Raw genomic sequence first — 22,575 nt, forward strand, 5'->3', positions numbered from 1 at the left:
GCTGTAGTGCCGACCTTATTCGGTCATTATCTGTTTAACTGGCTGATGAAGTACATTAGCGCGGCGGCTGTATCTATGGCGGTATTAGGTGAGCCGGTCTTCGCATCGTTACTGGCCTGGTTATTGCTTAAAGAGAGCCTTGGTTCCCTCCAGCTAGGAGCTGGATTCGTTATATTATGCGGTGTGGCGATCTTTATCCGCTATGGGAAGGACGCACCGTCCGATCAGGTGGATCAAGCGCGGCAGGAGAAGGCTGCTTAATCCTCAAGACATTTCCCTTGATTCGTTTATATCATTTTTCAATTAACGGTGATTGGCTTATACCAATGCTTCTTTCTCTTAATAGGATAGATTAGCAAAAGAGAAGGGAGCATCAATATGAAAAAACAAGTACATGTATCGCAAACTTATCCGAGATTAACAGTTTACAGCGAAGAGAACTTCCGGGGAGCGAGGCGGGTTTACACAGGGAATTTAGGAATCCGTAATACGGATAATATCCTTGATGGAATCGAGAGCCTGCGCTTCTTCTCTACGAGCAGCAATGCTACGCTGGTGCTGTTCACCAGAACGCGGTTCAGAGGCAACTTCCGCGTCATCCGCGGCAACCGCAGCCTTGCTGATCTGGATGATCTGATCAACGGCAATGATGTGGAATCGATTATCTCCACTAACCAGCGTCTGACTTTGCAGCAAATTCGGAATATCCGCAGCAGCGGCAATCTTCCTCCCGGCTATAGATTAATTTAACTTATCATCAAAATATTAAGCTAGTACCCTACCATCAGGCGATCCGGGAGAGGAGTTTCCTTACCTGGACGCCTGATTTTTACATAGAGAAAATCGCTGTGCCTACCGTTATGACTTCTTCAATTCAAAAAACTCACATTCCAGACGTGAATGATACGTTAAATCGCTGACGCTGGATTGGGTAATAATCTTGTCCTCTGTGAAGCGGATGATGGTCGCCCCGCTCTCCACCATATGGCTATTGTGAAATACACGAATCCGCAGCTGACGGTCCAGCGCATCCTGGAAATCTCGATCGGTGGTGAGGCGTCTATTGATCGGCATGATGTCCGTTCTCCTTCTTTTTCCGGAATGAATACTTGAAATAGCATAGCAATCCAACCAGGTCGTTGTCCAGTCCCGGGATAATCAGGAAGTCTCTCCACAATGAGAGGAAAAAGCCCAGTCCCTTCTATAGGTCATTTCCATACACTATAACAGTCTAGAAGCGCCATAAGAACATTTGGAATAACTGCTATAAGGGGATGATGATATGGGGAAGCATAGAGGTAAGCAGCGGCACACCGCTCTCGCCCCGACGGGAACGATACTGCAGCGGATTGCGCGGCAGATGCTGCCTTTCTACAAAGCGATTGCCTGTAATCGAAAATATGCCGCAGCCTGGAGCAGAGCGATCGTCGCGGCTGATCTCGATGCGATGATTAAGCTGCTGCGCAAGGTATCACCTGTCTTAGGCAAGCAGGGGCTGGGGACGAATGCGATTGGTTACTTTATCTCTTTTGAATTTTGCAAGTTGGGCTATTCGAATGGTGTAACGATTCCGCCGGGAACGGTGCAATTCAAGTTCGAGACCCGGGTAAATCAGGCGATGACGAGGGCTTTTCTGCCGCTATATCGCAAACTGGCTTTGAGTCGCTCCTTCGCTGATAAGCTGGCCCGGGCGATCCGCAAGAAGGATCAAGCGCGGGTTATTGCCATCATCCGCAGTGTTGTGAAGTCACCGGCACTGAAGGCGGTCAGAATCGAAGATGCGGGCTTCGTACTCGTGTTCAAATTCCCTTTCAGTAAATTCCGCTATCAAAACTTATTATTCCTTGAATTCGAGCCGTTCCAATTCCCATTGGTAGAGCAAAGGTAGTTCATGTGGCTGGGTTGGCAACGGACCCCTGTTTCTAGACAGGTGGTCCGTTTTTCTTTGGAATGAGCACGAAATGACCGTTCGTCCAAGCCAAGCTCGCAATTTCTTCATATTTTATAGTAATTTTCTTGGAATGTAGGAGTCTTATAGAATGATAGGAGGGAATTACATGTCTGTGATTAAAATGAATTTGAATGCGCAGAGCACTGTCAGTGGAAATGTTACGGTTACTACAGCTACGAACACGGTACCGACCGTTCATCGCTATACCGCAGGAATTGTTCTGGGGAACATTATCGGCAGCACGACCGTAGTTCAGGCGACGAGCTTCACCGATGATGCAGGCAGCACGGTTCCTGCGAACGGGCTCGTTGTTCCGCCCGCAAATGGTTATTTCAATCTATATGTAAATGGTGTTCTGCAGCGGAGTGGCATGAGCACTCTGTCTGCGGCCAATTTAACGATCAATACGGCATTGCTGGTTGGCGCCAGCGTCGTTGTCGAAGTTGTTATCCTTAATTCCACCTCAACCTCGAACTCCACGAACGGATTGTCTGTCACCACTTCAATTTACTATTAAGAGCAGCTACAGTTTATATTCCTGGAGGATGAGATGTTATAATGAGGGGAGGAAGGGAGTGCATCTTTAATAATATGAAGACACTGGTATTGGCGGAGAAGCCCTCGGTTGCGAGGGAGATCGCACGGGTTATGGGCAGCCGCGATAAGCATAAGAGCTATTTTGAAGGAAGTAAATATGTAGTAACCTGGGCGCTTGGCCACTTGGTGGGTCTTGCGGAGCCTGAGGATTATGATAAAAAATTCGCCAACTGGGCGCTGGAGGATCTCCCCATCCTTCCGGGCAAAATGAAGCTGAAGGTGCTTAGAGAGACCAGCCATCAGTATAAGGTCGTTCAGCAGCTCATGCGCAGACAGGACATCGGGGAACTGATCATCGCCACCGATGCGGCGCGTGAAGGAGAGCTTCTGGCCCGATGGATTATGGATATGGCGAAATGGAACAAGCCGTTCAAGCGGCTGTGGATTTCGTCGCAGACGGATAAGGCGATTAAGGAAGGCTTCGCGTCATTGAAGCCGGGAACCCAGTTCGAACGGTTGTATCAATCGGCGCGCTGCCGGGCGGAAGCGGATTGGATGGTGGGACTCAATGTGACAAGAGCTCTGACCTGTAAATTCGGTTCGCCATTGTCGGCGGGGCGTGTGCAGACGCCAACCTTGGGCATGATCATGCAGCGGGAGAATGAGATTCTCAAGTTCCGTTCGGAGGAGTACAGCATTCTGCGTGCCGATCTTGGCAGCTTTGAAGCGACATGGCGGGCGGGTCATGGGGATTCGCGTATTTTTGATCAGGATAAGGTTCAGAGCTTGCAAAGTAAGCTGAGTGGACAATCCGGCCGGATCGTCAAGCTGAAGAAGACGGAGAAGCATGTACCTCATCCGCTTGCTTATGATCTAACCGAGCTGCAGCGTGATGCGAACCGCCTGCTCGGATTTTCGGCGAAGCAGACCTCGAATGTATTGCAGCGTTTGTACGAACAGCATAAGCTAGTGACTTATCCGCGTACGGATTCGAGATATCTGTCCTCGGACATGACGGATACGTTAAAAGAAAGGCTGACGAGCGTAGCCATCGGCCCCTATGCGGCGATAGCCCGGCCTCTGCTCCGCAAGCCGCTGCCATTATCGAAGCGGATCGTGGATGACAGCAAGGTCACGGATCATCATGCGATTATTCCGACCGAGCAGACGGTGCTGTTGAACGCGCTAAGCTCGGAGGAGCGCAAGCTGTATGATCTGATCGTGCGCAGGTTCATCAGCTTGTTCTATCCACCTGCTCGCTATGATAATGTTGCCGTGGAGCTGGAGATTGCAGGGGAGACTCTGCATGCCAAAGGTATCACGATGAAGGAGAGCGGCTGGAGAGCGGCGTATGATGCAGGGCTGCTTGAAGGTGATGAAGATGATGATGAGCTGGAGAGCGAAACAGCGCTTCCGGAATTGAAGGAAGGGGAAACGGTAACCGTTAAGCGTTGCATGATCCAGAACGGCCGGACTCAGCCTCCGAAGCGGTATACCGAGGCAGCGCTCCTGACCCAAATGGAGAAGCACGGTCTTGGCACGCCGGCCACTCGCGCCGATATTATCGAGAAGCTGGTGAACTCGGATACGATCGAGCGGCAAGGGAATTTGCTGCATCCGACGGGCAAAGGGAAGCAATTGATCGAGCTGGCTCCAGCAGACTTACGCAGTCCGGATTTGACGGCGCGCTGGGAGGCGGAGCTGGAGCGGATCGCCCGCGGTCAAGGCAAGCCAGATCCGTTCCTCGGTGGGATTCGCGAGATGGCGCAGACTTTGGTGAGGGGCGTCAAGAATAGCGAAGCCTCATACAAACCGCATAATGTCTCGAACAGCCACTGTCCGGATTGCGGGACGAGATTGCTGGAGAAGAAGACGAAGCGCGGGCTGCTGCTTATCTGCCCGAACGAGGATTGCGGCTATAAGCGTTCCGGGGAGAAGCGGTTGTCCAATCGTCGTTGTCCGCAGTGCCATAAGAAGATGGAGATGAAGGAAGGCAAGGCGGGACTGTACGTGCAATGTCTGTCCTGCGGGATAACCGAAGTGGTCAATAAGGATTCGAAGCATATGAATAAGCGGGAGCAGCAGAAGCTGGTCAAGCAATATGCGAAGCAGGAGCCGGCAGGCAATAATCTGGGCGAATTGCTGAAGGCTGCGATGGAGAAGAAAAATCAATAATTTTATGAGTGCATAAATCCTATGCCATCCCGGGATGCTATGCCTGGAGGTGGTGTGTGAATGCCGCATAATAAAGCGCAGAAAATCAAAAATCAGCAAAACAAGTCAAGCATCATGGAGGCCGCTGATGAGCTTCAACCCAAGAAGCAGGCGGTCAAGCCCTCCAGCTTGAACAAGATTCCGAAGCAGGAATCATAGCTGATCGGCGAAGTGCGTATAAAGTAAGTATAACGAAGCTCCCCGCTGCGGGAGCTTTTTCATTTTCAAACTTTTAGGTTGGCGTTATAATAGTATTAAGGTAGAAATTCACTTCTATCTTGAATTCGAAGGGAGCAATCGGCATGAGAATGGGCCTGTTGGTCTGGCTGATCTTTATTAATGTGGTGGCCTATCTGGTCATGTCCGACGATAAGCGGCGTGCCAGACAGAGAAAGGAAAGAACACCCGAGAAGACATTATTTCTACTGGCCTTCATCGGTGGGGCTTTGGGTATATTGATCGCCATGAATACGAAGCGCCATAAGACCAAGCATATGAGCTTTCGGATCGGAATTCCGCTATTACTCCTTTTGAATGCTGTGTTGTATGGTTATTTTTTAACTTGATTCATGTTTTGTACTTCTATTTCTAGTGTTTGAGATTGGCTGGTTGACGGTTGATAGGGTTAATACTTAGATGAGAGAGGTGCTCTATATGTTATTCTCCAGAATAGTAGCAGCATATGACGGTTCCAAGGCAGGTACCAAGGCGTTGGAAAAAGCGATTGAACTTACCAAATTGAACCGGAATGCGACGCTTGTTGTACTGCATGTGTTCGATTTCCCACGGTTCTATGTAGCGGATGGATTTGCCCCTGTGCCGGCGTCCGTTAATGAGGAATTCTATGATCTTGCTGAGAAAACGGTGGAGGAAGCAAAGAAGCGCATCGAAGAGGCTGGGGTTAATGCTACCGTTGAACTGGTGCAGGGAGCACCTGCTGAAGTGATTCTTGAATATACGAAGAAGCATAATAATGATCTGATTGTGATTGGCAGCCGCGGTCTGGGCGGCATTCGCGAGTTCGTGCTCGGCAGTGTCAGTCATAATGTTGTCCAGCATGCCAGAATCCCGGTTCTGGTCGTTAAATAAATCACTTTTTGCATTGGGCAAGGGCTAGCTCTTAGTGAAGGAAGGTTCGCTGAGAGTTGGTCCTTGTTTTTGTTAACGGGGGTAGTGAGCAAGCGTCATATCCCAGGCGGAGCTCTAACGAAACACCATATCGTTATTTCGGCGAAATCAGCACCAACTCAGATCTAACGAAACACCATATCGTTATTTTGATGAAATCCTGGGGTTAAGGCCGAAAAATGCCTCAATAGCGATCCCCAGTTTCGTTACATTTTGAAATCGTCCTTTTTGATGCAAATAGCAATACCTTGTTTCGTTAAAATGTGGGATAAGCACGAATTCACATTTATTCTCGTAATCTAGCAATTTGTTGGATAGTTTCGGCGAATTTTGGAAGGAATTAATCTATCCATGTCGAATTAATAGAGCAAGACTATCGACGTTGGGAGAGAATGTATTTTGCCTCGTTTCAAAATGTGGAAAGTAATGGTATGCTCCATTCTATTGTTGGGAAGTGCTAATGTTGTATATGCGTCAGGCCAGGCTCATGCGTCTAAGTCGCCAAAGGGTGGCGCAATCCAAATTAAAGCGGATCAGAAGCAATCGAATAAACAAGCTAATAAACAAACTCAAAAACAAACCAAGGTTGAATATGCCAGAAGTACGGTCGATCGGCTAAATGTGCGCAAGGAGCCCAGCTTGAAGGCATCCGTTATCCAGATGATCGGTAAGCAGAATACATATCAGGTGCTGGATAAGAATGATAAATGGGTGAAGATTAAGCTAGCGAAGTCGAACGGCTGGGTGCATAACGACTATGTTGAATTTGTGCAGGACGGGAATAAAACAGCGGCCAATGCTGGTAAGAGTGATACCAAAGCCAGTGAGGACAAGACTAAGGTCGTCGAGGAAGAGCTGGTTAAGTTCGAGAGCGGCAAGGATGAAAAGCCTCAGGGCGTAAAGGCGGATGAGCAGGATAAGCAGGATCAAGCTGCTGCACCTGATCAGGAGCCTGCGGATTTGAATGCTGCTGTTGCTAGCATTGTCGATGTGACTAATCTACGTGTCGGACCTGGATTGGACTTTGAAATTGTCGGAAAAGCTCAGCCAGGAGAGACTTATCCCATTGTGGAGACAGAAGGGGAATGGCATAAGATTACGCTGCAGGACGGTAATACAGCTTATATAGCAAGCTGGGTTGTAGAGACCGGAGCGGTTAATGATGCTCAGGATCCAACAGAGCAGACCGACGCGGAAGAAGTGAATTATGAGAATAAAGTGTTCATCTATTCCTCCCATAATCGGGAGTCCTGGAGAAATGTAGCCCGGAACACGAAGGGTTCCTCTTTTGATGATCGTGATGTTAATATTTCGATGGTCGGCAAGTATTTAGGTGATGTTTTGCAGGAGAAGGGTGTACCAACGGTTGTCAATCATATCGATATCGCGAGGCGGCTGGAGGAGCAGAGACTGAGCTATTCCAAATCGTATGAAGAATCGCGTAGAGCGATTAATTCGGCGCTGAAGAAGAATCCTTCGCTTACTTATTTCCTCGACATTCATCGGGACAGCGACGTGCCGAAGCAGACGACCACCACGGTTATTAACGGGGAGTCTTATGCCCGAGTTCTTTTCGTTATTGGAACGAATCACAGCAACCATGCTAAGAACAAACAGTTCGCGGATGCCCTGAACGAGCTGTTGAAGCAGAAGTATCCGGGCTTATCACGCGGTGTATTATTGAAGGGATCAAAGCAGGGTAACGGTGAATACAATCAGTCGGTATCCCCAGGCAGTCTGTTAATTGAAGTCGGCGGTGTCAACAATACGCTACAGGAGAGCAAGCTGGCCGCTGAAGCTCTGGCGGATGTGTTTACTGAATATTTGAGTTCAATGGAATAATCGTTGATTATCTTCAACAAGAAGAGACCGTCCCGTAATTGATGCTATCGGGGCGGTCTTTGTCGTCCAGGGATAGATTCTGAAAATATGGAATTACGCTTGCATGGATCGCACAATAGGAGTGGTTAGAACAGATGTATGGTCGAAAAACGAACATTATTTTAAACGGATTTTACATTGTTCGTGTTTTAGTTGACATATGATGTTGGAGATTGTTAAACTAGACATAGAGAGGGCGAAGAATTCGCCCCGCACAATCGCTCGTATAACCTTGGGAATATGGCCCGGGAGTCTCTACCCGATTACCGTAAATTATCGGACTACGAGTGAATACGTCATCTAGGTAGGTCATACCATTCTCCTTACGGATCATTGGAACAACGACATGCAGCATGCCGAGAACGGGTCTTGAGGATCTGACGATCCTTGCATGGGTTAATGAAGATGGGAATACGCCTTTTATGGGCTGAACCGCGGTGTGGCAAGGCCTAAGGGACGAATTAGCCACATTAGACATCATCATTAACATCATCAAACCGAATGTTCTGGTTCCCGCAGACCGCAGAGGGGCGTATTCACTTTTGGTCCGGATTTCTTGGAAATACTTTGTTATTTCTTGGAGTTTCCTGGACTTTTTTTGTCTTTAAATATCTCTGGTGACGTGACACTAGTCGCATTACAGCAGAAAATATTACCTTATAAGAAGAAAGTAGGTTATAGAATGTCAGCACAGGTTGCAGTGATCATGGGCAGCAAATCGGATTGGGACACGATGTCTCATGCTTGCGTCATTCTGGAGGAGCTTGGAGTCCCGTATGAGAAGAAGGTCGTCTCGGCGCACCGCACTCCGGACTTGATGTTCGAGTTCGCGGAGCAGGCTGCGGGACGTGGTATCAAGGTCATTATAGCTGGTGCTGGCGGGGCGGCTCATTTGCCCGGCATGGTTGCGGCCAAGACGACATTGCCCGTCATCGGTGTTCCGGTGAAATCCGCTGCGCTTAATGGACTTGATTCATTGCTGTCGATCGTGCAGATGCCTGGAGGCATCCCTGTTGCGACGGTAGCGATCGGCAAGGCGGGGGCTACCAATGCAGGTTTACTGGCGGCACAAATCCTCGGCGCCTTTGATCCTGAGCTTGCGCAGCGTCTGGAGCAGCGGCGTGCCGCATTGCGCGATGCGGTCATCGAGACCAGCGATGAGCTGGTGTTGGAGGAACAGCAATAATGGATAAAATAATCTCGGAGCGTAAGGCCGCCACTGAACATGATACAGGACGGGTCATCCAGCCAGGTGCTACCATCGGCGTGCTTGGCGGAGGGCAGCTTGGCAGGATGATGGCACTCGCGGGAAGCAATCTGGGCTACCGCTTCATCGCGCTTGATCCGACGCCTGCTGCGCCGTGTGGTCAGGTCGCTGAGCAAATCGTAGCTTCCTATAGCGATAAGAAAGCGGCGAAGTTGCTCGCAGAACGATCGGATGTAATCACCTATGAATTCGAGAACGTCGATGCAGAAGTAGCGGCTCTGTTGGAAGAGCAATCGTATGTGCCACAAGGAGCTCATCTACTGTATACCACACAAAATCGTCTGCGAGAGAAGAAAGCGGTGGAAGCTGCGGGCGTGCGGGTGGCTCCCTATGCGGAGGTTAGAAGTGAAGCCGAACTGAGGATGGCTGTGAAGAAGCTCGGCTTGCCGAGCGTTCTGAAGACGGCGACCGGTGGTTATGACGGCAAAGGGCAGTGGGTGATTCGCTCGGAAGAGGAAATTGTCACGGCCTATGCGGAGTTGAGTAAAGCTGGCACCGAGCTGGTACTGGAGCAATTCATCTCCTTTGAGAAGGAACTGTCGGTCATTGCCGCACGCAGCCCATGGGGCGAGATTAAGACATTTCCTGTTGCCGAGAACATTCACGTCGATAATATCCTGCATGTATCGATCGTCCCGGCCCGAGTGGCCGAGTCAATCCAGCGCGAAGCGGAGCGGCTTGCCGCTCGTATCGCCGAATCGATGGGCGCAGTCGGCTTGCTGGCCGTGGAGATGTTCCTCACGAAGGACGGAGAGCTGTACGTGAATGAATTGGCGCCGCGGCCTCACAACTCCGGACATTATACGATGGAAGCCTGCAATACCTCGCAGTTCGAGCAGCATGTCCGGGCGATATGCAATCTTCCACTCGGCGATCCTTCACTACGAACTCCTGTCGTAATGGTGAACATACTTGGGGAACATATGGATAGTATCGTCCAGGCGATGACAACAGATCAGTGGCATAGTGAAGGTTCAGGTTCATCGAGCACGACTGGATTTGCCGTCATTCCGAAAGTACACTTATATGGGAAGAGCGGTGCGGCACCTAAACGGAAGATGGGGCATATCAATTTGCTCTGTGAAGAGGTGTCGAACGGGCTCGATTGGATAGAGAAAACCAAAATATGGAGGAATCAACATTCATGATTGAACGTTATAGCAGACCGGAAATGAGAGCGATCTGGACGGAGGAGAATAAATTCAAGGCCTGGCTGGAGGTTGAGCTATGCGCTTGTGAAGCTTGGTCCGAGCTAGGTGTCATTCCTAAGGAAGATGTAGAACAACTGCGGAAGAACGCTTCGTTTGATATGAACCGGATCTATGAAATTGAGCAGGAGACACGGCATGACGTCATTGCATTTACACGGGCTGTCTCTGAGACATTGGGTGCGGAGCGGAAATGGGTTCATTACGGGCTGACCTCGACGGACGTCGTTGACACAGCTCTCGGCTATTTGTTGAAGCAGGCCAATGAAATCCTGGAACGGGATATTGTTAACTTTATTGAGATTTTACGTGATAAGGCGCTGGCCTATAAAGATACGCCGATGATGGGACGGACGCATGGGGTGCATGCCGAACCAACGACCTTTGGATTAAAAATGGCGCTCTGGCACGAAGAGATGAAACGCAATCTGGAGCGCTTCCGCCACGCGGCAGACAATGTGCAATACGGCAAAATTTCCGGTGCTGTAGGAACCTATGCGAATATCGACCCTTCAGTTGAACAATTCGTCTGCAAGAAGCTGGGGACGAAGGCCGCTCCAATCTCGACACAGACACTGCAACGCGACCGCCATGCTGAATATATGGCAACGCTGGCTTTGATCGCGACCTCGCTCGACAAATTCGCTACCGAGATCCGCGCATTGCAGAAGAGTGAGTTCCGTGAGGTGGAGGAAGCCTTCGCCAAAGGGCAAAAGGGCTCCTCAGCGATGCCGCATAAGCGTAACCCGATCGGCTGCGAGAATATCTCCGGCTTGTCCCGTGTCATCCGCGGTCATATGATCTCCGCTTATGAGAACGTGACGCTCTGGCACGAACGCGACATCTCGCATTCCTCGGTCGAGCGGGTCATTCTTCCCGATGCGACGATGCTGCTAAACTACATGCTGAACCGCTTCGGTAATATTGTGAAGAATCTGACAGTATTCCCTGAGAATATGAAGCGCAACATGGAGCGGACTTATGGCGTACCGTTCTCCGGCCGCGTCATGACGAAGCTGATCGATAAAGGCTTTAGCCGCGAGCAGGCCTATGATACGGTTCAGCCGCGGGCGATGCAGGCTTGGGAGACGCAGCGTCATTTCCGCGACATTATCGAGGAGACGCCGGAGATTACTGCGGTGTTAAGCAAGGAAGAGATCGAGGATGCGTTCAACCCGGCTTGGCATTTGAAGCATGTCGATACGATCTTCCGCAAGCTCGGCTTAATTGAAGGTTAAGGGAAGCTCATCGCCTCGTACAGGGGCTTAATCGATAGCGCCGGTTGACTATAGATGTTGAACTAGAGGGTAAGGGACTTGGCTGCCTGCTCCCAAACCCTCATTGAGTTGGACGAATATGGACAGCGGGCGCGCCACTAAGGAGGACAGTGAATATGTCAGCAAGAGCTATTTCTACGGCGGAGGGCCTCGTAAATGCCCCACTGCTGTACAAAGGTAAGGTTCGCGAACTGTATGATCTGAGCGAGCACTACTTAATCGTTGTGACCGATCGAATTTCCGCTTTTGACTATGTGCTTGAACCGGCCGTGCCTGATAAGGGTAATGTTCTGAACCGGCTCAGCACCTTCTGGTTTGAACAGACTGCGGAATTGATGGAGAACCATGTCGTGCATACCGATATTGAATTGCTAGGTGATGTGATCAGCGAAGAGAATAAAGATATTTTGCGCAAAAGAGTGATGGTTACTCGCGAGGCACAGCGCATCGATATCGAATGTGTGGTGCGTGGTTATGTTACCGGCGGGGGCTGGCGGCAGTATCAGAAGAACGGGGAGATCAATGGCATCTCGCTTCCAGCAGGCTTGCGGATGAATGATCAATTGCCAGAGCCGATCTTTACGCCCGCAGCCAAGAATGATGTAGGCCATGATGAGGATATCTCGTTCGAGGTGATGGCGGATAAGGTCGGAGCCGAACTCGCAGAGCAATTGCGCAGCCGCAGTCTGGAACTGTATGCCTTCGCTCGCGACTTCTGCGAGCAGCGCGATATCATACTTGCCGATTGCAAGCTGGAATTCGGCTTGATCGACGGCAAGCTGATCTTGATCGACGAGATTTTCACGCCGGATGCCTCACGTTTCTGGGCCAAAGAGAAATATGCACTCGACGTTGATATCGACAGTATGGATAAAGAGCCGGTGCGCAATTATCTGGCCCATTCCGACTGGGATAAGAATAGTCAGCCCGATCCGTTGCCGGCGTCGGTTGTCGAGGAGACTTCGCGCCGCTATCGCGAGATATACTCTCGTATTACCGGGCAGGAGCTATAGAACTAATATTTTCTATCATCCTGTGTTTCAAGCTTTTGTATTCATAGAGCAGTTCAAAAAGTAACCCAATACAAACCCTTAGGAGGAACATGAGAGATATGTTGAAAGCGAAGGTCTATGTCACCATCAAGCAAAGCGTACTTGATCCGCAGGGAGTGGCCGTGCAAGGTGCACTGCATTCTATGGGATTCCACGAAGTGGGAAGCGTTCGTATCGGCAAGTATATGGAACTCCAGCTTGACACGGAAGATCGCTTCGAAGCCGAGGCTCGCGTAAAGGCGATGTGTGAGAAGCTTCTGGCGAATACAGTCGTAGAAGACTACCGCTTTGAATTGGAGGGCTAATTCATGAAATTCGCAGTACTCGTATTTCCCGGTTCCAACTGTGACATCGACTGCTACAAAGCGGTGGAGGATACATTAGGCGAACCTGTTGATTATGTATGGCATACCGCTACGGATTTATCCGCCTATGATTGTATTCTGGTTCCGGGCGGTTTCTCATATGGTGATTATCTGCGCTGCGGCGCGATTTCCCGCTTTGCTCCAGTAATGGCTGAGGTGGCCAAAGCGGCAGAGGCTGGCAAGTTCGTACTCGGTATTTGCAACGGATTCCAGATTTTGACGGAGGCGGGGCTGCTGCCAGGAACACTGCGCCGTAATATGTCGCTGAAGTTCCGCTGCCATGACACGCTGCTGCGGGTTGAGAATAATGGCAATCCGTTCACGAAGGAGTATGCGCTTGGCGAGGAGATTAACATTCCAATCGCTCATGGGGAAGGCAATTATTATTGTGATGAGACGACTCTCGCGAAGCTGCAGGCGAACGGGCAAATTATTTTCCGCTATGTGAATAATCCGAATGGCTCGCTGGATGATATCGCAGGTATTTCCAATGAACGCGGTAATGTGGTCGGCATGATGCCGCATCCAGAGCGTGCCGTTAGCAGTCTGCTTGGATCAGAGGATGGCAAGAAAATGTTCACATCGATATTGAAGACTTGGAGGGATCAGCATGAGTCAGCAAGTGTCCGCTAAGGAACCGAATGCAGAGCAAATCGCGGAGCAGCAAATTTATAAGCAAATGGGCGTTTCGGATAGCGAGTATGAACTGATCTGCGGGTTTCTCGGCCGTAAACCAAACTATACGGAGATCGGCGTGTTCAGCGTCATGTGGTCGGAGCACTGCGCGTACAAGAACTCCAAGCCGCTGCTGAGAAGATTTCCGACAAGCGGCCCGCGCGTATTGATGGGTCCCGGGGAAGGTGCAGGGATCGTTGATATCGGCGACAATCAGGCAGTTGTTTTCAAAATTGAAAGTCATAACCACCCTTCGGCTGTAGAACCTTATCAAGGTGCGGCAACTGGAGTGGGCGGCATTATTCGCGATATTTTCTCGATGGGGGCCAGACCGATCGCTTCTCTGAACTCTCTGCGGTTCGGTAAGCTGGAGAGTGACCGCGTTAAATATTTGTTCGAACACGTGGTATCCGGGATTGCTGGTTACGGCAACTGTATCGGGATTCCGACGGTTGGGGGCGAGGTCGTCTTCGACGAATCCTATGACGGCAATCCGCTCGTGAATGCGATGTGTGTCGGCTTGATCGATCATGATAAAATCCAGCGCGGTGTCGCCAAGGGCGTAGGTAACCCGGTGTTCTATGTGGGTCCGCCAACAGGCCGCGATGGGATTCATGGCGCGACCTTCGCCTCCGAGGAACTGACTGAGGAGTCAGAAGCGAAGCGGACGGCGGTACAGGTCGGCGATCCGTTCATGGAGAAGCTGGTAATGGAAGCTTGTCTGGAACTGATCGATACGGGCATCGTGCTCGGTATTCAGGATATGGGGGCGGCGGGCCTTACTTGCTCTAGCGCGGAGATGGCTAGTAAAGCCGGCAATGGTCTGGAGTTGTACCTGGACGCAGTCCCGCAGCGAGAGGAAGGCATGACGGCTTATGAAATGATGCTGTCGGAGTCGCAGGAACGGATGCTGTTCGTGGTAGAGCCGAAGGATGAAGCTCAGGCGCGAGAGATCTTTGAGCGCTGGGGCGTGATTTGCGCCAAGGTCGGTAAAGTTACCGATGACGGTCGTCTGAAGCTGATTCATCACGGCGAGGTTGTTGGTGATATGCCAGTGACAGCGCTGGTTGATGAATGTCCTATCTATAATAAACCATCTAGCGTACCTGCTTACTATGAAGAGAATGCAAATATAGATACTTTAAGATATGAAGAGGTTCGTGATTTGAACGGTGCCTTGGATCAAGTGTTATCTTCGCCTTCTGTAGCCAGCAAGGCTTGGGTTTATAACCAATACGACTACATGGTGCGTACGAGTACGGCGGTGCGTCCGGGTTCAGACGCTGCCGTCGTAACGGTGCATGGAACACGCAAGGCACTGGCTATGACGACGGACTGTAACGGACGGTTCGTGTATCTCGATCCTGAGATCGGCGGCAAGATCGCGGTGAGTGAAGCAGCGCGCAATATCGTCTGCTCCGGCGCAGAGCCGCTGGCGATTACGGATAACCTGAACTTCGGTAGCCCGGAGAAGCCGGATATTTTCTGGCAGATGGAGAAAGCGGTCGATGGGATGGCAGAAGCCTGCCGCGTATTGGATACTCCGGTCATCGGCGGGAATGTCAGTCTCTATAACGAGAATTCCAAAGGTGCGATTTATCCGACACCAGTGGTCGGCATGGTCGGTCTGGTACATGATACGGATCATATTACGACCCAAGGCTTCAAAAATGAGGGCGATGTTGTACTTCTGCTTGGTGACACTTACGGAGAACTGGGCGGCAGCGAATTCCAGGCGGTTGTGCATGGAGTTACGGAAGGACGTCCGCCGCAGCTTGATTTAAATAAGGAAAAATCACTGATTAACGCGGTTCTTAAGGCAACGCAGAGCGGGCTCGTTCAATCAGCTCATGACCTCTCTGAAGGCGGCCTTGCTGTCGCACTGGCAGAATCCTGCATCAGCGGCGGTTTGGGCGCTCAAGTGGAGCTGCATGCATCGGATCTGCGAGCCGATATCGCGCTATTCAGTGAGTCCCAATCACGCATCCTACTCTCGGCTTCGCCAAATCAAGCGGATGAGCTAGAACAGCTGATCATTCAGCACGGTGTGCCAGTGCGGGTAATCGGGCGCGTGGAAGGCAAGGATCTTGTCATTCATGCAGGCGGTGCTGCTGTGGTGAATAGACCTGTACAAGAGCTGAAGCAGGTCTGGGAGGATGTCATTCCATGTCTAATGAAATGATGCCTTTCTGGACAGGTGATTATTACAATGAGGGCAGCGGCCGTGACGGCATATTCGACAAATTAAAAGAGGAATGCGGCGTGTTCGGGGTGTTTGGTCATCCCGAGGCCGCTTCCTTATCTTATTACGGTTTGCACGCGCTGCAGCATCGTGGGGAAGAGAGCGCCGGGCTCTGTGTGACGAATGGAACAGAGTTCAATTATCACCGCGGGATGGGGCTAGTCAAGGAAGTATTTGACCGTGACAAGCTGTCTTCCTTGCAGGGAGAGTGCTCGATCGGCCATGTCCGCTATTCGACAAGCGGGGATAGCCGGCTGACGAATGCTCAGCCGCTTATTTTCAAGTATCGCGATGGCGATCTTGCGGTGGCGACGAACGGCAATATCGTCAACGCTCCGAAGATTCGCCGCGAGCTGGAGCAGTCCGGCTCGATCTTCCAGACAACAAGCGATACGGAAGTGATCGCTCATCTGATCGCCCGTTCCTCGAAGGAATTCGTGGAGGCGGCGAAGGATGCGCTCAGCCAGTTGGTCGGCGGGTTCGCCTTCCTGTTGATGACGAATGACAAGCTGCTCGTCGCCAGTGATCCGAACGGGCTGCGACCTATCTCGATGGCTCGCCTTGGCGATGCTTATCTGTTCTCGTCCGAGACCTGTGCCTTTGAGGTTGTCGGGGCTGAGATTATTCGCGACATCCGTCCTGGTGAATTGCTGGTGCTGGATGCGAAGGGTCTGCGTGAAGACCGATACGCTGAACCGCAGCGCAAAGCGCTGTGCGCGATGGAGTATATCTACTTCGCTCGACCGGATAGTGATCTGAACGGCTCGAATCTGCATTCTGCCCGCAAGCGGATGGGCCAGATGATGGCTCAGGAGTCTTTTGTCGATGCGGATGTCGTTACCGGCGTGCCGGATTCAAGCATCTCTGCGGCGATAGGCTATGCGGAGCAGACCGGGATTCCGTACGAGCTTGGCTTGATCAAGAATAAATATACGGGCCGGACCTTTATCCAGCCTAGTCAAGAGCTGCGCGAGCTTGGTGTAAAAATGAAGCTTAGCGCGGTACGCCGCGTTGTAGAGGGCAAGCGTGTCGTGATGATCGATGATTCGATTGTGCGCGGAACGACCTCTCGGCGGATTGTAAATTTGCTTCGCGAAGCGGGCGCAACCGAGGTTCATGTCCGCATTACCTCACCACCATTCAAGAATCCATGCTTCTATGGGATCGATACGCCGGATCGCGGCGAACTGATCGCTTCCTCTCGGTCCATCGAGGAGATGCGGCGGGAGATCAATGCTGATTCGCTGGAATTCCTCAGTGCGGAAGGCCTGATTCAGGCGGTTGGCGGCGACAATAAGGATGACTATAAAGGCGGCATGTGTATGGCCTGCTTCGACAATGACTACCCTACACGCACCGACTTTAATGGTGAAGAGAAGTACGGCTGTATTAGTTAGTAGTGTGATTAATGATGTGAAATATCAAATCAAGTTATAAGGAGTGTTTCCTTCGTGTCAGAAGCATATAAGAACGCCGGGGTGGACATCGCGGCCGGCAATGAAGCGGTAGAACGGATGAAGAAGCACGTCAAACGGACGTTCCGTCCGGAGGTCATGACCGATCTGGGTGGGTTCGGCGCTTTATTCGGCTTGAACAAGGATAAATATGAGGAGCCGGTGCTCGTCTCGGGAACCGATGGTGTGGGAACGAAGCTGAAGATTGCCTTTGCGATGGATAAGCATGACACGATTGGCATCGACGCGGTGGCGATGTGTGTGAACGACGTCGTTGTTCAAGGCGCGGAGCCGTTATTCTTCCTCGATTATCTGGCCTGCGATAAGGTGGTACCAGCCAAAATCGAAGCGATCGTTGCCGGAATTGCCGAGGGCTGTCATGAATCCGGCTGTGCGCTGATCGGCGGAGAAACCGCTGAGATGCCGGGCATGTACGCAGAAGGTGAATATGATATCGCTGGATTTACCGTAGGCGTTGTGGATAAAAGTAAAATTGTGAACGGCAGTCAGATCGCTTCTGGTGATGTAGTGCTCGGCCTCACTTCCAGTGGAGTTCACAGCAATGGCTTCTCGCTGGTGCGCAAGCTGTTATTAGAAGATGGCAGTTACGGTTTGCAGGATGAAGTGACGGAGCTAGGTGGTGCGAAGCTAGGTGATGTATTGCTTACGCCAACGAAGCTGTATGTGAAGCCTGTGCTTGCCTTACTGGAGAAGGTACAGGTGAAGGGCATGGCCCATATTACTGGCGGTGGCTTCATCGAGAATATTCCGCGCGTACTGCCGGAAGGAGTTAATGTAGAAGTCGATTACGGCTCCTGGCCGATTCAACCAATCTTCTCCCTGCTTCAGCAGCAAGGCAATGTCAGCAACCGTGATATGTTCACGACCTTCAATATGGGGATCGGTCTGGTGATTGTCGTTGCCGCGGATCAGGCAGAAGCTGCTCTTGCCGCACTTCGTGCTGCTGGAGAACAACCGTATACCATCGGCCGAGTTACTGAAGGCAATCGGGAAGTGACCTTCAAGGGAGTCGAAATCTGATGGCTTCAGCTCTTCGAATTGCCGTATTTGCTTCAGGTCAGGGAAGTAACTTTCAGACGCTGGTAGAGGCGACACAGAGCGGAAGGATCGATGCCGAGATCGTGTTGCTGGTCAGCGATAAGGCGAAGGCACCGGTTGTCGAACGAGCCCACAAGGCTGGCGTAGACAGCTATGTATTCAACCCGAAGGCTTATGCGAAGCGCGAGGATTATGAGCTGGAGATTGCCGCTGAGTTGGAGCGCAGGCAGGTCGATTTGGTGGTTCTGGCCGGTTATATGCGTCTGCTGACGCCGGTCATGGTCGATCGGTATGCGGGGAGAATGATTAATATTCATCCTTCGCTACTGCCAGCTTTTCCGGGTAAGGATGCGATTGGACAGGCTTGGAATTATGGGGTCAAAATAACCGGCATTACCGTCCATCTGGTAGACGGAGGCATGGATACTGGTGCTGTCATCGCCCAGAAAGCGGTTGAGATCAGGAACGAGGATAGTCGGGAATCCCTGGAAGAGAGGATTCACGCCGCCGAGAAGGAACTGTACCCAGAGGTCGTCTCATGGTTCGCCAAAGGACGGGTTCATGTTGAAGGCCGCAAGGTATCAATTTTACAGAAATAATGGTTGTCATCAATGTAATTTCGATATTTCCCGAGAAATATCGTGTCTATATTCGCCATTAAAGAGGAGGAAGCAATTCGTGGGTATCAAAAGAGCGTTGGTAAGTGTGTCGGATAAGACAGGCATCGTAGATTTTTGCCGGGAGCTGTCTCAGCTCGGCGTAGAGATTATTTCGACAGGAGGAACGAAGGGCCTGTTGTCGAAGGAAGGGGTTCCGGTCATCGGCATTTCCGATGTCACAGGCTTTCCAGAAATTCTGGACGGGCGTGTCAAGACGTTGCATCCGGCCGTTCATAGTGGATTGTTAGCGATTCGGGACAGTGCGGAGCACCAGACGCAAATGAAGGAGCTTGGTCTTGATTATATCGATCTGGTCGTTGTCAATCTGTATCCATTCCAAGAGACGATTGCTAAGCCCGATGTTGCTTATGAGGAAGCGATTGAGAATATCGATATCGGCGGTCCAACTATGCTGCGTTCAGCGGCCAAGAACCATGCCTTCGTCAGCGTAGTCGTTGACGCGAACGATTATCGTCAAGTGCTGGACGAGATCCGTGCTGGTGGAGACACAACGCTTGAAACCCGTAAACAGCTGGCGGCAAAAGTATTCCGTCATACCGCAGCCTATGATGCTCTTATTTCCGACTATTTGTCCAACAAGCTGGGAGATCCGCTTCCGGAACGTCTTACCGTTACCTATGAGAAGATCCAGGACCTTCGTTATGGCGAAAATCCGCATCAAAAAGCCGCTTTCTACCGTAAGCCGCTGGTAGCTGTCGATTCGTTGACGAATGCGGAGCAGCTCCACGGCAAGGAATTGTCCTATAACAATATCAATGACGCCAACGCGGCGCTGCAAATCGTGAAGGAATTTACGGAGCCAGCTGTCGTGGCGGTGAAGCATATGAATCCTTGCGGCGTAGGCATCGGCGCGAGCATCTATGAGGCTTACCGTAAAGCTTATGATGCCGATCCGGTGTCGATCTTCGGTGGTATTGTCGCTGCAAACCGCATGATCGATGAAGATACGGCCAATTTGCTAAAAGATATTTTCCTGGAGATCGTGCTTGCACCAGGCTTCACAGATGAAGCGCTGGCCTTGCTGACGAAGAAGAAGAATATCCGCCTTCTGAAGATCAGCGGTCTGGAGCTGGCTGCGGATCGCAAGAGTCAATACGTGGTCACTTCCATCGATGGCGGCATGATCGTGCAAGAGAGCGATATTCACTCTTTGACGGAGGCGGACTTGCAGGTTGTAACGGATCGTAAACCGACGGAAGAAGAGTTGAAGCAATTGCTATTCGGTTGGAAGGTTGTTAAGCATGTTAAATCTAATGCGATTGTTCTGGCGAAGGATGACATGACGGTTGGCGTTGGTGCGGGACAGATGAACCGCGTCGGCTCAGCCAGAATTGCCATCGAGCAAGCGGGTGAGAAAGCCAAGGGCAGCGTACTTGCTTCCGATGCATTCTTCCCGATGGGAGATACGCTTGAGGAAGCGGCCAAAGCGGGAATTACCGCGGTCATTCAGCCAGGCGGCTCAATTCGCGATGAGGAATCGATTAAGGTAGCTAATGAGTACGGAATCGCGATGGTATTTACCGGAGTGAGACATTTTAAACACTAAGAGGCCTGAAGACGGCAGACCGCTGCGGCGGCCTGTCGTTTTTGATAGATGTGCTCGAATGTAGCTGGTATGAGTACTGATAAATTCAGTGTTCCACCATTGATGCGGTACCTTTTCACGGCTCGTGGCTGTAAAAGCCTGCAAATATGCAGGCTTTTGGAATCAAATCGACTGTTTTTGTAGAATACCTGCAAATGTGCAGGCTTTTACCCTCGTTTCTGTGGAATCGGGCCAAAATCCGGAAAAAGGATGCATTATCGCAGGAATTTTCTAATATCGGTGGGTTGGACGCGCAAAAGCCTGCATTTTTGCAGGAATTGACGTATTGGCATGGCATAGGTGGAGAGGCGCGCCGGAGGTTTGCATCGGGAGGCTTTTGCCAAAGGTTACACGGTCTGCGCTTAAGGTTTACGCCAAAGGTTACTAGGAGGCATGCGGTTAAAGCTTACGCAAGGACTTAGACTAAATGCTTAAGCTTACATCAAGGTGCGCCAGCAGATGGCTTACGGAAAGAACGCAGTTGCGCACTAATTCACGTCTTTAGTGAACAAAATAAGCAGTGGTAGAGGAGGAATCGGAATGGATATTCTAGTGATCGGCGGCGGCGGTCGTGAGCATGCGATCTGCTGGGCGCTGGCTAAGAGCCCGAAGGCAGACCAGATCTATTGCGCACCGGGGAATGCTGGGATCGGACAAATTGCTGAGCTTGTGCCGATTCAGGTAGGAGAATTCGAGCGCCTGGTCGCTTTTGCGGAAGAGAAGAAGGTCGGCCTCGTTGTGGTAGGGCCGGATGATCCGTTGGCGGACGGGATCGTGGATGCCTTCGAAGCGAAAGATATCTCGGTCTTTGGACCGCGCAAGAATGCGGCACATATTGAAGGCAGCAAGACCTTCATGAAGGATTTGCTCCATAAATACAACATCCCTACCGCAGCCTACGAGAAATTCGACAGCTACGAAGCGGCCTTAAGTTACTTGCGCAGTCAGCCGGTGCCGATCGTCATCAAGGCGGACGGATTGGCAGCGGGCAAAGGGGTAACCGTAGCCTTTACACGTGAGGAAGCAGAGCAGGCCCTAAAGAACATTATGGTCGACAAGGTGTTCGGCGAATCGGGTAGCCAAGTCGTCATTGAAGAGTTCCTCTCCGGTCAGGAAATGTCAATCCTCTCTTTTGTCGACGGGGAAGTCGTACGTCCTATGGCGGCGGCCCAGGATCATAAGCAGGTCTATGACCATGATAAAGGGCCCAATACCGGCGGGATGGGCACGTATTCCCCGCTGCCGCATATCGCAGACAGTATCATTGAGGAAGCGATCGAGACGATCATCAAGCCTACAGCCAAGGCGATGGTAGCGGAGGGGCGTCCATTCCGTGGCGTACTGTTCGCGGGTCTGATGATCACGCCGGAGGGCAAGCCGAAGACGATTGAATTCAATGCGCGATTCGGTGATCCCGAGACTCAGGTCGTTCTGCCACGCTTGAAGAGCGATTTGCTCGATATTTTCTTGGCGGCGGTAAACGGTACATTGGATCAGGTGGAAATGGAATGGAGCGACGAGGCGGCGGTCTGTGTCGTGCTGGCTTCCGGCGGCTATCCCGCTTCTTATCCGAAGGGGCTACCGATTCATGGACTGGAGGATGCTGGGCAGGAGCAATCCCAATCTCTAGTCTTCCATGCCGGAACCTCAAAAAATGCCGCAGGGCAATGGGTCACGAATGGTGGTCGTGTGCTTGGAGTCGTGGGGCTAGGGAAAGATATCGCCGAAGCTCGCGAGAAGGCTTATGCCTCCGCCAAGCAGATTACTTTTGAAGGTAAGCATAACCGCAGTGATATTGCGATGAAGGCATTGCGATAAGTAGTAGATAACCATTTTATTACACACAGTTGAAAGGCTGAAATTGGCCCTTCAACTGTTTTTTTAACATGATATTTTGTCCCAGGAGTAGAAAAAAGAACGCCCCATCCTTATTAAGATGTATTATATTAAAAATATGCGGTTATATATTACGCATGATTTATTTATTGTGATATACTTTA

At 51.0% G+C, this 22,575-nt stretch carries 22 protein-coding genes and 1 riboswitch; of the genes, 21 read left to right on the forward strand and 1 reads right to left on the reverse strand.

The annotated features are described in order from the left end of the window. Positions 1 to 261: EamA family transporter (locus BFJ94_RS23250; RefSeq protein WP_162944421.1), on the forward strand; the 261-nt coding region annotated here is incomplete at its 5' end. Positions 262 to 378: 117 nt separating this feature from the next. Beyond that, positions 379 to 750: a hypothetical protein gene (locus tag BFJ94_RS23255; protein WP_120464770.1), complete on the forward strand. Its 372-nt coding sequence runs from the start codon at positions 379 to 381 to the stop codon at positions 748 to 750. Between the two features lie 108 nt (positions 751 to 858). Here the strand turns inward: BFJ94_RS23255 and BFJ94_RS23260 are convergent, their stop codons facing one another. Further along, entirely contained in the window at positions 859 to 1,074 is a 216-nt protein-coding gene (locus BFJ94_RS23260; RefSeq protein ID WP_120464771.1) for a hypothetical protein, read from the reverse strand. A 208-nt stretch (positions 1,075 to 1,282) separates the two neighbouring features. Here BFJ94_RS23260 and BFJ94_RS23265 point away from each other — a divergent pair, with 208 nt between their 5' ends. The 19 genes from BFJ94_RS23265 (at position 1,283) to purD (ending at position 22,393) form a co-directional block, all read left to right on the forward strand. Next, the gene (locus BFJ94_RS23265; protein WP_120464773.1) at positions 1,283 to 1,888 is read left to right on the forward strand and encodes a hypothetical protein; all 606 of its coding nucleotides are present in this window, start codon (positions 1,283 to 1,285) and stop codon (positions 1,886 to 1,888) included. A 169-nt stretch (positions 1,889 to 2,057) separates the two neighbouring features. Next, entirely contained in the window at positions 2,058 to 2,468 is a 411-nt protein-coding gene (locus BFJ94_RS23270; RefSeq protein ID WP_120464774.1) for a DUF4183 domain-containing protein, read from the forward strand. Between the two features lie 74 nt (positions 2,469 to 2,542). Continuing rightward, the gene (locus BFJ94_RS23275) at positions 2,543 to 4,663 is read left to right on the forward strand and encodes a DNA topoisomerase III (protein ID WP_120464775.1); all 2,121 of its coding nucleotides are present in this window, start codon (positions 2,543 to 2,545) and stop codon (positions 4,661 to 4,663) included. A 60-nt stretch (positions 4,664 to 4,723) separates the two neighbouring features. Then, positions 4,724 to 4,861: a hypothetical protein gene (locus BFJ94_RS25520; protein WP_162944385.1), complete on the forward strand. Its 138-nt coding sequence runs from the start codon at positions 4,724 to 4,726 to the stop codon at positions 4,859 to 4,861. A 143-nt stretch (positions 4,862 to 5,004) separates the two neighbouring features. Continuing rightward, the gene (locus BFJ94_RS23280; RefSeq protein WP_120464776.1) at positions 5,005 to 5,268 is read left to right on the forward strand and encodes a DUF1294 domain-containing protein; all 264 of its coding nucleotides are present in this window, start codon (positions 5,005 to 5,007) and stop codon (positions 5,266 to 5,268) included. 88 nt (positions 5,269 to 5,356) lie between these two features. Then, positions 5,357 to 5,791 (forward strand): universal stress protein, encoded by a 435-nt coding sequence (locus tag BFJ94_RS23285; protein WP_120464777.1) that lies wholly within the window; start codon positions 5,357 to 5,359, stop codon positions 5,789 to 5,791. Positions 5,792 to 6,229: 438 nt separating this feature from the next. Beyond that, positions 6,230 to 7,672, forward strand: a complete 1,443-nt coding sequence (gene spoIIP, locus BFJ94_RS23290; protein WP_120464778.1) for a stage II sporulation protein P — start codon at positions 6,230 to 6,232, stop codon at positions 7,670 to 7,672. A 241-nt stretch (positions 7,673 to 7,913) separates the two neighbouring features. Beyond that, a riboswitch (purine riboswitch) is annotated at positions 7,914 to 8,015 on the forward strand. 378 nt (positions 8,016 to 8,393) lie between these two features. Beyond that, positions 8,394 to 8,897, forward strand: coding sequence for a 5-(carboxyamino)imidazole ribonucleotide mutase (gene purE / locus BFJ94_RS23295; protein ID WP_120464779.1), 504 nt, complete (start codon positions 8,394 to 8,396; stop codon positions 8,895 to 8,897). Continuing rightward, positions 8,897 to 10,126: a 5-(carboxyamino)imidazole ribonucleotide synthase gene (gene purK / locus BFJ94_RS23300; protein WP_120464780.1), complete on the forward strand. Its 1,230-nt coding sequence runs from the start codon at positions 8,897 to 8,899 to the stop codon at positions 10,124 to 10,126. Before purE ends, purK begins: the two co-directional genes overlap by 1 nt. Beyond that, positions 10,123 to 11,424, forward strand: a complete 1,302-nt coding sequence (gene purB, locus BFJ94_RS23305; protein ID WP_120464781.1) for an adenylosuccinate lyase — start codon at positions 10,123 to 10,125, stop codon at positions 11,422 to 11,424. The genes purK and purB overlap by 4 nt, the downstream gene beginning before the upstream one ends. 155 nt (positions 11,425 to 11,579) lie before the next feature. Next, the gene (locus BFJ94_RS23310; RefSeq protein ID WP_120464782.1) at positions 11,580 to 12,476 is read left to right on the forward strand and encodes a phosphoribosylaminoimidazolesuccinocarboxamide synthase; all 897 of its coding nucleotides are present in this window, start codon (positions 11,580 to 11,582) and stop codon (positions 12,474 to 12,476) included. 98 nt (positions 12,477 to 12,574) lie between these two features. Beyond that, the gene (gene purS / locus BFJ94_RS23315; protein ID WP_120464783.1) at positions 12,575 to 12,820 is read left to right on the forward strand and encodes a phosphoribosylformylglycinamidine synthase subunit PurS; all 246 of its coding nucleotides are present in this window, start codon (positions 12,575 to 12,577) and stop codon (positions 12,818 to 12,820) included. Between the two features lie 3 nt (positions 12,821 to 12,823). After that, positions 12,824 to 13,513: a phosphoribosylformylglycinamidine synthase subunit PurQ gene (purQ, locus tag BFJ94_RS23320; RefSeq protein ID WP_120464784.1), complete on the forward strand. Its 690-nt coding sequence runs from the start codon at positions 12,824 to 12,826 to the stop codon at positions 13,511 to 13,513. Beyond that, complete coding sequence (purL, locus tag BFJ94_RS23325; RefSeq protein ID WP_120464785.1) at positions 13,491 to 15,737, forward strand: phosphoribosylformylglycinamidine synthase subunit PurL; 2,247 nt, start codon at positions 13,491 to 13,493, stop codon at positions 15,735 to 15,737. The genes purQ and purL overlap by 23 nt, the downstream gene beginning before the upstream one ends. Beyond that, positions 15,722 to 17,194: an amidophosphoribosyltransferase gene (gene purF / locus BFJ94_RS23330; protein ID WP_120464786.1), complete on the forward strand. Its 1,473-nt coding sequence runs from the start codon at positions 15,722 to 15,724 to the stop codon at positions 17,192 to 17,194. Before purL ends, purF begins: the two co-directional genes overlap by 16 nt. A gap of 54 nt (positions 17,195 to 17,248) precedes the next feature. Next, positions 17,249 to 18,292, forward strand: a complete 1,044-nt coding sequence (purM, locus tag BFJ94_RS23335; RefSeq protein ID WP_120464787.1) for a phosphoribosylformylglycinamidine cyclo-ligase — start codon at positions 17,249 to 17,251, stop codon at positions 18,290 to 18,292. Further along, positions 18,292 to 18,909 (forward strand): phosphoribosylglycinamide formyltransferase, encoded by a 618-nt coding sequence (gene purN, locus BFJ94_RS23340; protein ID WP_120464788.1) that lies wholly within the window; start codon positions 18,292 to 18,294, stop codon positions 18,907 to 18,909. Before purM ends, purN begins: the two co-directional genes overlap by 1 nt. Before the next feature lie 79 nt (positions 18,910 to 18,988). After that, positions 18,989 to 20,536, forward strand: coding sequence for a bifunctional phosphoribosylaminoimidazolecarboxamide formyltransferase/IMP cyclohydrolase (gene purH, locus BFJ94_RS23345; protein ID WP_120464789.1), 1,548 nt, complete (start codon positions 18,989 to 18,991; stop codon positions 20,534 to 20,536). A 579-nt stretch (positions 20,537 to 21,115) separates the two neighbouring features. Beyond that, complete coding sequence (purD, locus tag BFJ94_RS23355) at positions 21,116 to 22,393, forward strand: phosphoribosylamine--glycine ligase (RefSeq protein ID WP_120464791.1); 1,278 nt, start codon at positions 21,116 to 21,118, stop codon at positions 22,391 to 22,393. The last annotated feature ends 182 nt before the right edge of the window (positions 22,394 to 22,575 follow it).

Origin of the sequence: Paenibacillus aceti (assembly GCF_003614185.1) — a bacterium.
Taxonomy (GTDB): Bacteria; Bacillota; Bacilli; order Paenibacillales; family Paenibacillaceae; genus Fontibacillus; species Fontibacillus aceti.